At 54.8% G+C, this 10378-nt stretch carries 10 protein-coding genes and 1 tRNA gene; 3 read left to right on the plus strand and 8 right to left on the minus strand.

The window, feature by feature from the left end; all coding sequences use genetic code 11:
* From Q1Q75_RS21620 to def, 4 genes are all read right to left on the minus strand, one after another.
* A partial coding sequence (locus tag Q1Q75_RS21620; protein WP_300675124.1) for a PASTA domain-containing protein occupies positions 1-944 on the minus strand: 944 nt, incomplete at its 3' end.
* A gap of 336 nt (positions 945-1280) precedes the next feature.
* Positions 1281-2636 (minus strand): 16S rRNA (cytosine(967)-C(5))-methyltransferase RsmB, encoded by a 1356-nt coding sequence (gene rsmB, locus Q1Q75_RS21625; RefSeq protein ID WP_300675126.1) that lies wholly within the window; start codon positions 2634-2636, stop codon positions 1281-1283.
* Positions 2637-3124: 488 nt separating this feature from the next.
* Positions 3125-4066 (minus strand): methionyl-tRNA formyltransferase, encoded by a 942-nt coding sequence (fmt, locus tag Q1Q75_RS21630; RefSeq protein ID WP_300675128.1) that lies wholly within the window; start codon positions 4064-4066, stop codon positions 3125-3127.
* Between the two features lie 3 nt (positions 4067-4069).
* Positions 4070-4582 (minus strand): peptide deformylase, encoded by a 513-nt coding sequence (gene def / locus Q1Q75_RS21635; protein ID WP_300675130.1) that lies wholly within the window; start codon positions 4580-4582, stop codon positions 4070-4072.
* 414 nt (positions 4583-4996) lie between these two features.
* Between def and Q1Q75_RS21640 the strand changes: the two genes are divergently transcribed.
* The 3 genes from Q1Q75_RS21640 to Q1Q75_RS21650 all read left to right on the plus strand — a co-directional run bounded on the left by Q1Q75_RS21640 (position 4997) and on the right by Q1Q75_RS21650 (position 7774).
* On the plus strand, positions 4997-5917 hold the full coding sequence (locus Q1Q75_RS21640) for a DMT family transporter (RefSeq protein WP_300675132.1): 921 nt from the start codon (positions 4997-4999) through the stop codon (positions 5915-5917).
* 350 nt (positions 5918-6267) lie between these two features.
* A complete protein-coding gene (locus Q1Q75_RS21645; protein ID WP_300675134.1) occupies positions 6268-6720 on the plus strand; it encodes a hypothetical protein in 453 nt (150 codons plus the stop codon).
* A 604-nt stretch (positions 6721-7324) separates the two neighbouring features.
* Positions 7325-7774 carry a hypothetical protein gene (locus tag Q1Q75_RS21650; protein WP_300675136.1) on the plus strand — a complete coding sequence of 150 codons (450 nt, stop codon included), beginning with the start codon at positions 7325-7327 and terminating at the stop codon, positions 7772-7774.
* A 337-nt stretch (positions 7775-8111) separates the two neighbouring features.
* On the opposite strand, the gene Q1Q75_RS21655 is transcribed toward Q1Q75_RS21650, so the two are convergent.
* The 4 genes from Q1Q75_RS21655 to Q1Q75_RS21670 form a co-directional block, all read right to left on the minus strand.
* Positions 8112-8390, minus strand: coding sequence for a DUF2442 domain-containing protein (locus Q1Q75_RS21655; protein ID WP_300675138.1), 279 nt, complete (start codon positions 8388-8390; stop codon positions 8112-8114).
* A 564-nt stretch (positions 8391-8954) separates the two neighbouring features.
* Entirely contained in the window at positions 8955-9488 is a 534-nt protein-coding gene (locus Q1Q75_RS21660; RefSeq protein WP_300675140.1) for a GNAT family protein, read from the minus strand.
* An 11-nt stretch (positions 9489-9499) separates the two neighbouring features.
* Positions 9500-10084, minus strand: coding sequence for a hypothetical protein (locus Q1Q75_RS21665; RefSeq protein WP_300675142.1), 585 nt, complete (start codon positions 10082-10084; stop codon positions 9500-9502).
* Between the two features lie 156 nt (positions 10085-10240).
* Positions 10241-10327, minus strand: a tRNA-Leu gene (locus tag Q1Q75_RS21670).
* Positions 10328-10378 lie beyond the last annotated feature (51 nt).

The following is a 10378-nucleotide window of genomic DNA, read 5'->3' on the forward strand; positions in this document are numbered from 1 at the left end:
TTGAGGCGTCCATCTTCATAGAGAAAGAGGGTGGAGCGTTCGAAGGTGGGGACCAGGACCCAGAGCTCTTCCCCTGGCAGGGCGACGTGATCGAGGACAGTGTCGGTGTGGCGGTTTCCAACCAGTTGGACTTTTACGTGTTTTTTGAGAAAGCCTTCATCGACTCGCCAGGTAAAGAGGCGGGAGCCGGTGACGCCAGGGCCGGAGGGGTCGGAATCGGGGCGTGGTGAACGGTTGATGGTGATATCCACGGTCTGTCCCTGGGTGACTTTGAATCCGGGCTCCGGGTCCTGGGCCAGGACGCTGTTGGTTTCGGCTGAGGCAGCGGGTTTGGAGGTGATGATCCCCACTTTCAGCCCCATGGTTTCGATACGTTCCAGGGCTTCATCCAGGGGTTTTCCGGTAAGATCTGTCATCATCAGGGTTTTTGGTTTTTTGCCCTCACTCAGGAGAAGGTCCACCTTGATTCCTCGAGCCACCAGGGCTCCGGGGGCAGGAACATGGGCGATGACGGCCCCTTTTTCTATTCCGGGATGGAAGAGGGTGGAGGTGACTCCGAATTCGAGGCCCATTTCGGTGATCTGAATGGTCGCCTCGGCCAGGGCGAGATGTTTCAGGGAGGGCATGGGCACTATCTGGGGGCCTTTAGAGAAGACAATGCGGACATTTCGGCCCCGCTTCATCCGGGTGCCTGGGGCCGGATCCTGCAGAATCACCCGGTTTCTCGGGATGCGGGGAGAAAATTCCGACCCCTTGACCTTGGTGTTGAGTTCCATGGTGGAGAGGGTCTCAAGGACGTAGATGACATCACGACCTACCAGGTCGGGGACCACCACGCTCTCTTCGCTTCCGGTGATGTAGGTGAGGGTCACGAAGGACGCGGCTCCTGCCGCTGCGACGAAGAGAACGAAGAGAGTGAAGAATTTGAGAAGACCCTTGAACATGATGATTTCCCGATCTTAAAAATACCGAAGGTTCGAAAATGCTCCGTACCTTCGCGTCCGTGTCGTTCGGCAAACGGGGACAGGTGGCAACGGCGCAGACGGGTTCCTGTGGGACGTCATATTTTTGGTCCCCCGCAGGGCTGCCGGAGTTATTCCGGTTCATGTCAACCCGTGAATTGACACGAAAGAACCGACAGCACATGCGTTTGCGACGTAGGATGCATTCCCTCACCCATAAGGCGAATACGGACGCGAGGTGCGGAGAGTACCGACAGCCGTGTCGCATTCGCAATCCCGCTTTCAAGGTGGCACCACCTTGCCGCCGGAGGCCGTTTTTTATTTGTTCACCCGCACCATGCGGGCCGCAAAGAAGCCGTCCATGCCATTTTTGTGAGGCAAGGGGGCCACGTATCCTTCGGGGGTGATGAAGGCCTCTGCCCCTTTGGGTACGGTGTCAAAGGGTTCCATCATACGAAAATCCGCGTGTTTTTCAAGGAAGGCCTCCACCACGGCCCCATTTTCTTCGGGCTCTATGGAGCAGACAGCATAGATAAGAGTGCCTCCGGGGCGGACACAGCGGGCGGCCGCAGAGAGAATGGATTTTTGCTTCTTTGCGTGGCGGGTGGCGTTGCGCTTGAAGTATTTCCACTTGGTGTCCGGGTTTCGGCGGATGACGCCGAGGCCGGAGCAGGGGGCGTCTACGAGCACGGCATCGAAGCCGTCAGCAATGATTTCGGGGCTTTCCCGGGTGAGGTCGCAGGCCTGGGTGGTGATGTTGGTGATGCCGAGGCGTTTCATTTCCCGTGCAAGGCTTTCAAGCTTGTATGCTTCGACATCCATGGAGACGAGTTGCCCCTGGTTCTCCATCATCTGGGCCAGGTGGCCGGATTTGCCGCCCACGCCGGCGCAAACATCCAGAACCCGTGAGCCCTGGCTGGGGTTTATCATCAGGGCGATGAGCTGGGCTGCTTCGTCCTGAACCTGAAACAGCCCCTCTTTGAACACGTCCATGTCGAAGATGGGTACCTTCGGGGAGGTGAAGGAGAGACCCAAGGGGGACACCGGGGTCGGAATAAGGGTCTCGACCTGGGGAACCAGGCGCTCGGTCAACGCTTCACGGGTTGTTTTTAAGGTGTTGGTCCGCACCGTAATGGGGGCGATTTCGTTGGACGCGTGGCAGAGCGCCGCGGTCTCTTCAAGGCCCATGCGAGCGATCCATTTCTCGACCAGCCACAGGGGCATGGAGGTTGTCACTGCCAGTTCTTCTTCAGGGGTGAGGTCGGTAAGGGATGGCTGCTCCGGCTCACGCAGGCAGTTTCTCAGCAGGGCGTTGACAAACCCACCGGATTCTTCTGAAACCTGGATTTTGGCGAGCTCCACGGCGGTGTTCACCGCTGCAGATTCGGGGATCCGGTCCATGAATCGGAGCTGGAAAAGAGCGATCCGCAATATAGCGAGGACCTTTTTGTCGATCTTTGCGATCCCTTTGACGGCAAAGTGATCGATGGTGTAATCCAGGCGACTTCGGTGGCGAAGCACACCATAAACAAGGGCGTTGGCAAGGCCCATCTCCCGCCGGTCCAGCTCCACCTTTCCTGTAATACGATCCATGACGGTATCCAGGGTGGCTGCTGCGTTTTTGTCAAAGGTGGTGAGTATTTCAAATGCCAGACTTCGGGCGTCTTGGGTCATGTGTGGGTCCTGTTTTGGTTAAGTGTGTCTGGAAGGTACAAAAATAAAAACGTGCCCCCGGCGTCAAGGGTGGCGAAGCCACTTAGGTTAAAATACCTTGAAAACGGGATTGCGAATGCGCATCGAAATCAGCCCTGTGGCAAGACAGGTTCCGTTCGATCTAACGGATCTGTCCAATGTGCCCAAACTTTTTCCTTTGGCACATTGACAGATTCAAGCCCCGGGCTATTTTCCTTTAGCCTTTAGCCTTTAGCCTTTAGCCTTTAGCCTTTAGCCTTTAGCCTTTAGCCCTTAGCCCTTAGCCCTTAGCCCTTAGCCCTTAGCCTTTAGCCCTTAGCCTTTAGCCTTTAGCCTTTAGCCCTTAGCCCTTAGCCTTTAGCCCTTAGCCCTTAGCCTTTAGCCCTTAGCCTTTAACCCTTAACCTATCAAAAACGCCGCCCATGTTTTCATCGGCGGCGTTTGAATCGCAAGGGGGCTTCGGGGGCTTTTCAGCTTCCCATGCGGGAGCCTGTGTCCATGGGGTTGCCACGAAGGAAGGCCTCGGCCGACATGCGTTTCCCATTGGCACCCTGGAGCTCGAGGATGCGCAGAAGCCCTTTACCTGTTGCCACCTCCAGATCTTTGCCGCTGGTGACAACGGTTCCGGGGGCCTGGGTGGTGGCTGTCTCCACGGGCAGCGTTTTATGGATGCGAAGGCGTTTGCCATCCATAAAGGTGTAGGCCCCCGGCCAGGGGGTCATGCCACGCAGGCGACAATCGATGATGTGGGCAGAGACGTTCCAGTCGATCTCTCCTTCGGCCTTGGTGAGCATGGCCGCGTGGGTGGCTGCCTCGTTGTCCTGGGGGACAGGGACCACGCTTCCGTCCAGAAGGCCGGGAAGGGTCTTGACGATGAGTTCGCCGCCGAGCACGGAGAGCCTGTCGTGCAGAGTGGCGGACGTGTCTTCCGGACCGATGGGCGTTTCCACGGCTAAGAGTTTGTCTCCGGTATCCATGCCGCGGTTCATGACCATGGTTGTCACGCCGGTTACGGCATCACCATTCATCACGGCACGCTGAATAGGCGCAGACCCGCGATATAGGGGCAGCAGAGAGCCGTGGATGTTGACAGGGCACACCCTGGGAACATCCAGCAGGCGCTGGTTCAGGATCTGGCCAAAGGCCACCACCACGAAAAAGTCCGGGGCGATGCTTTCGGTCAGTTCGATAAATGCCTCTGATTTGACGGATTCCGGTTGCTCTACCCGGTATCCCAGGGATTCGGCGCAGGCCTTGACCGGGGTGGACTCCAGTTTTTTTCCGCGTCCTTTGGGGCGATCAGGCTGGCTCACCACCAGCTGAATATCGAAAAGTCCACTCTCATGGAGGGCTTGAAGGGCATTGGCGGCAAAATCAGGGGTCCCCATGAAAATGATGGACGGTTTAGTCATGGATCAGTGCCCCTTCATCCATTTTTTGACTTTGCGTTTGTACATCTCGCGCTTCAGGGAGCTGATGCGGTTGAGAAAAAGGATGCCGTTCAGGTGATCGATTTCGTGCTGGAGGACCACAGCGGGAAAACCCTCTTCGTTAAGCTCCACGGCGTTGCCGTCGGGATCCAGGGCCGTGACCTTCACCCGGTTGAAGCGCTTCACCGTGGCCCGTAGTTCAGGCACTGAAAGGCAGCCTTCGTCTTCAGAGATGAACTCGCCGTCTGATTCCACGATCTCAGGGTTGATGAGGGCCATGTAGCTGTTTTCTGCCTCATCGCCCTCGGTGGTGTTCACCACGATAAGCTGCTTATTGACACCGACCTGAACGGCGGCAAGACCCGCGCCGGGCGCTTCAAACATGGTCTCGGCCATGTTTTCGATCAGGGTCTTTATAGTATCATCGATTTCTGTGATTTTTTCTGAGGGTTCTGCAAGGCTTTTGGCCGGGTACGTTACAATGTCAAGTATAGTCATGGGTTGTAAACCTTTGTGTTTCAGTAGTTTGAAAAATGGCCGGTCAAGCCGGGCTTCGGCTTTATGACCATTTATCAGAGTATCACGTCTTTATGGGTCGAACAATAGGTCTTTTTTGAGGCCGGACGGGGTTAAAACGCGTGATGCAAAAGGGTCCTTAAAAAAAATGTATTTGCTTTTGCATTTCGGATTCTCATGAAATGTCCGGGTTAAAGGCTTGCCGGCAGGGAGTCTGTGCACCAGGGGAATAGCTCAGACTCCGTGCCGGTCAGAGGGCTGTTTGTCTCCCGTAGAGCGGTCTCCTTTGATCGAAGGGCACGGGTTCCGCAAGGGAACCGAAAATGAGGCGTTTAAAAAATTGTCCGGGGCGTGTATCTTCCAGCTTTTAACGTTACACTATAGGGAGCGTTTTACGTGGAAGATCGGCATGCCTTGTGGATGGGAATTTTATGTGCTTTGGGGGCCACCGCGCTCTGGGCTGGGAATTTTATTATTGCTCGGGGGTTTCATCACTCGCTGCCTCCGGTGACCCTCGCTTTTTGGCGCTGGTTCGTTGCCACGGCGGTGCTGATTCCCCTGGCACTGCCCCATCTGTACCGCGAGAGAAAGCAGATCAGAACCCATCTGGGTTACCTTTCCATCGCAGCCTTCTCAGGGGTGACCCTTTTTAACACCCTGGTCTATGTGGCGGCACACACCACCACAGCCTTGAACCTTTCCCTGATCGCCATGGTGTCTCCTTTGTTTATTGTCATTTTGGCCTGGCTCTTTCAAGGTGAGGAGATGCATGGGGCCAAGGTGGCGGGAACGCTTATTGCGTTTTTGGGCGTGCTGCTTCTGATTACCGGCGGGTCACCCGGTGTGCTGCTGAAAATGCAATTTAACGGCGGAGACCTCTTGATGGTGGTGGCCGCCTTGACCTTTGCGTTTTATTCTCTGCTGGTGAAAAGAAAACCTGTGAAGCTCTCTATGATGAGTTTTCTGGCGAGCACTTTCTTTATTGGGCTGGTTTTGTTAGCGCCTGTCTATCTCTGGGAACGGGGGGTGGCTTTGGCTCCCCTGATGCCGGTCTCCTCCATGGGGGTGGTGCTCTATGCGGGTATTTGTGCGGCTCTTTTTGCGTTTACTCTGTGGAACCGGGCGATTATGCTTATCGGACCGGGCAGGACGGCGGTCTGTTATTATCTGCTGCCGCTGTTCAGCGGGGTAGAGGCCATGCTTTTTCTGGACGAGCCCATCGGCTGGACTCATCTGGTGAGTGCCGGGTTGATTCTGTCTGGCGTTGCGCTTTCAAGTCGATCGGGCGCGCGTACAAATAAGGCGCCCGAAGGGTGAGAAAATCGAACAGAAAACCCAAAATGACATTTTGTATTTTTCGAACACTTGATTTTCGCCACAACGCTCTGTAATAAAACTGTATATCCTTTTGTGTTGCGGTTTCTCATGAAATGTCCGGGTCAGGACAGGCTTCCCGTGGGACGCCCTTTGCAGGAGAGGAGAGACCGGCTGATCGTGTAGAACATCCGGGTTTTAGGCTTGAGAATTTTGATTTAACGTGGCATATCCTGCCGCTGAGGGTGTTCCGGTGCGCGGACCCTTTTCCGGCGGATTCGATTCGCCTGGGGTTTGTCATCGGGCGCTTTTTTCCTTATTTATAATCCGCTATAAAAAACAGGAGCAATCGTATGCTGTTAAACATATCCAAAGAAGAGTACCGCCTTTTGGTGGAGATGGTCCAGGTGGCCGATTACGTGATGCATTCCCATGATCTGGAGCCCACGGAAGAGACGGCTGATTACCGCGCCTTGCGTAAAAAAATCTTCTCCCACTACAAGAAAATGGGCCTTGAAAGCCTCTTCACCTTCAGCGAGAAGCATGGCGATTACATCGAAACCGAGGACTCCCTGGCCGAGAGCCGCCACATGGCGCTCATGGAAAATTTTGTGGAAAATGAGTTCTGGGGTCAGCTCTCCCAGCGGCTTGGAATGCGGGATCTTTTTGATGTTGAAGGAGACGAAGAGAAGATCAAGGCGATGGAATCCGAGGTGTTGATGGAGAAGCTCGGGGAGATGGGCGCCAAATATGACGAGGAGTTCGAGGCCCATGGCCTGGAGCGCATCGTGATTAAAGAGGATTAGCCTTCTACGGCGAGGTGTGCCATCTCGCAAGCGATTTGCGAATGCGCATCGGGAATCGTCACTCCGTGCTGAAATGCGTCCGCATTCGCGTAAGGTGCAAAAAACACACACCGTGTGTCGCACGTCTATAAATTGTCGTTGATCGGTTCACTCGGGTTGCAAGGTGGAATCACCGTGTACACGGGGTTGCTAATGCGATGCGGATGCCGTCATCCCAAGTGGAGCGCCGCACTCCGGTGCGGCTTTTTTCCCCTCGTTCCCAGACACCGCCTGGGAATGCTCTACGGAGGCTCTGCCTCCAAGCTGGAAACCCAGCAACCTGAGAGTTTCACCCCTGCACCGCGGCTTTTCATACCGGCAAGGCGGAGCCTTGCATCCGACACACCCAGGCAGAGCCTGGGAGCGAGAAAGAGTGATGAGATCACGAAGGGGGCCGAAACGATGGTCAAGGCCGAAGAACACCTTCTTAACCTGTGTCTCTTGCACCACGACGCGGGCCGCCTTTGTGCACAGGCAGGCAGGAGCTGGAAGCGACAAAGGAAACCCTGAACACGATCCCTCATATCAAAAAGACCCATCTCTAATAAGGACGCAAGGACTCCCCATGATCAAACGACTTCTCGTTTTCCCGGCTCTTTTCGGGTGGCTTCTCATGGCCTCCGGGTGTTCCACCCATGTGATCCACACCCATGAAGGCGTCTCCCGGGACACCACCTGGCTCCAGGTGACCGAAGAGAAAGCCCCCTTTGTCGTCAGTGACATTGTGGGGGGCGAGTATATCCGGCGGTACCGGCTCCTGGGATTTCAAGGGGAACAGTATCTTATCATCGGGCGCGGGGAGGACCTTTATATGGATATTGACCCGGGGACCTCAGCCCGGCTCATTCCCACCCTTGACGACGACACCTTCATCCTGGAGGTCCTCGGCATGGATGCCCTTATTTCTATTGAGGTCTCCGCTCATCCCGTGAGTGAGTATACGCTGGAAATAACGAGGCTAAGGGGGGAGGGGATGGCTGAAGGGGGGAGGGGATGGCTAAAGGGGGGAGGCTAAAGGCTGAAGGGGAAAGGCTGAAGGCTAAAGGCTAAAGGCTAAAGGCTGAAGGCTGAAGGGGAAGGGCTGAAGGGGAAGGGCTGAAGGGGAAGGGCTGAAGGGGAAGGGCTGAAGGGGAAAGGCTGAAGGGGAAGGGCTGAAGGGGAAGGGCGTTCTTGGTTCTTCGTTCGTCGTTCTTGGTTCAAGGTATTCGCGAGGCTCATGGCCATTTAAATCATTGATGGAGCGCAGCGACTCCATCACCACTCACCACTCACCACTCACCACTCACCACTCACCACTCACCACTCACTATTCACTATTCACTATTCACTATTCACTATTCACTCCTCACTCCTCACTCCTCACTACCACCAGCTTCTTCAAGGGCCGGTTCGCTTTTTTCATACAGAAATTGAGGGTCAAAATCGAGCTCGCCGGGCCATTCAATGGTGTCGAAGCTCACCTTTACCGCTTCAAAAAGAGATTTTTCTTTTAATTGAGAGAATCTGCCCAGAGTGAGATAGGGTTTGACGTCAAAAAAACGCTCCTCTCCGTTGTCAAAACGCAGGGAAAGTGTGTAGTTTCCCAGGGTGTTACTTTGATTATTGACGGGTTCATCGTGTCCATGCCTCAATTTATTTTAGTGGATCAATTTTAAAGGGAAGGTAACTATTCAGATCATGCCACCCAATCGCCATACACCGATACGGCAGGGTCGATGAAGAAGGAAACCTTATAAAGGGTCTGTCTTTTGGTAACCGTGTCGATGTGAAATGTAGGGTGCGCCGTGCGCACCGCTTAACGTCCGATAAACCCTCAACGCCGCATTTTGTGATAAGTGTTGAGACGGGGTCGGCGGTTTGCGTAACGTTGAACGGTGCGGGAGCCTCACCCTACGGGCTGAAACGTTTTTGCGAAGTTTTTCAAAAAGAGACCAGGCAGAGACAGGATGAAGTTGAATGGTGACAAGGGACGTTCGCCTTTTGAGGCAAGCTTCCAGTGCCTTATTATAATGCGGTAGGGTCGATGATGAACCAAAAAGCCGCACCGGAGTGCGGCGCTCCACGTAAAACCCAGCCCATAAAAAGTGGCAGACCTTTGATTCGGGCAGGACTGCCCGAGGCAAATTCGTTTATTTTCTAAGGTTTTCGCCTGCCCATTGCCCATTGCCCATTGCCTATGGCCTATGGCCTATGGCCTATCTCCCACCGCCATTTTTTGATATCCCCATCACCTCCACCTTCCACTCTTCTCCTTTGTACGTCATTTTCATTTTTCCCCGGCCTTCGTGGGCCATGCCGCAGGCTGCGTAGCATTTTTTTGCGGCGGTGTTGAAGTCGAAGACGTAGAGCTGCATGCGGCGAAAGCCCTTGGTGTCGAACCCGCGGGAGAGGGCGGCCCGGACCATGGCCGAGCCGGTTCCTTGCCCCCTGGTTTCCGGGGAGACCATGATCATGCTCAAGTGCCCGGTATGGCCCATGCTGTCGATGCGCTTCAGGCTGAACACGCCCACCATGGAGCCGGAGTCTTTATCTATGGCTTTCATAAATTCACGGTGGGGGGTGTCCGCCAGGCAGAGCGCGATAAAATCATCGAGGTCCTCCCGGGTAAGGGGATAGGAAAAGGTTTTGGCAGCCCAGACAGCCTGGCTTTTTTCATCGGTGACCCAGGAGATCAGGGCCGTGTAGTCGTCCGGTGTCAGGGGCGCCAGCTCAAGCTTTTGTGTGGGCATTGGGGGTCTCCTTAAAATTGAAAGGGGATTGTAAATCCGAGGGCGTAGACCCAGTGATCGAGATCGTGACCCTTGCTTGTCAGGTTGTAACGAGCCGAAAGGGTGAAGAGGCCGTCTCCCTTAATGTTGATATGAATGCCTGCTTCGGGGTAGAGGATTGCCAGGGAGTCGCTGCGGCTTTGTTTGACCTCTCCTTTTTCATCTACCTCACCGTCGTCGTCGTTGTCGAGATCGTCCTCTTCAGCGCTCTCTTCCTCCTGGCTGTATCCGGCAAAACCACCCACGCCGACAAAAGGGGTGATGAACCCGTGAAAGGGGTTGGCGGTATGGAACCGTGCCGCGAGGGTGATGCCGGCAAAGGGGTTGTCGAAGGCGGAGGAGCCGAACAGGGCGAATCCCGCCAGAAAGGCTGTGTGGTCGTTGTATTGGGATAGCCCTCCCTGAGCGCCGCCAAATTTCGGGCTGTGGTTTCCTCCGATCTCCACAAAGGCTGAGTTCGGGTCCTCCGCAGCACAAGGGGCGGGCGTCAGGAAAAATCCCAGCAGCAGCAGAAGCAGAAGACACGGAAGGAGGGGGCTCAGATGACATCGAAGCATGCAGACCCTTTCTGATTTTTTACATTTCTTTTGAGGGGGGATTTGGAAAACTCATAAAATCCATATCATAGCTGTGGCAGCCGGTGAACAGGAATGTGGCCTCACGCAAAACAAAAAAGCCTCTGCAAATGAATGCAGAGGCTTTTAAAGTCTTTTTGGTGCCGAAGGGGAGACTCGAACTCCCACGAGATTGCTCTCACTAGTCCCTGAAACTAGCGCGTCTACCAATTCCACCACTTCGGCAATTTGTGAGAGACTTATAGCAGCGCATTGCCCGTCAATCAAGCCTTTTCG

It is taken from the genome of Desulfoluna sp., assembly GCF_030145185.1.
GTDB lineage: Bacteria > Desulfobacterota > Desulfobacteria > Desulfobacterales > Desulfolunaceae > Desulfoluna.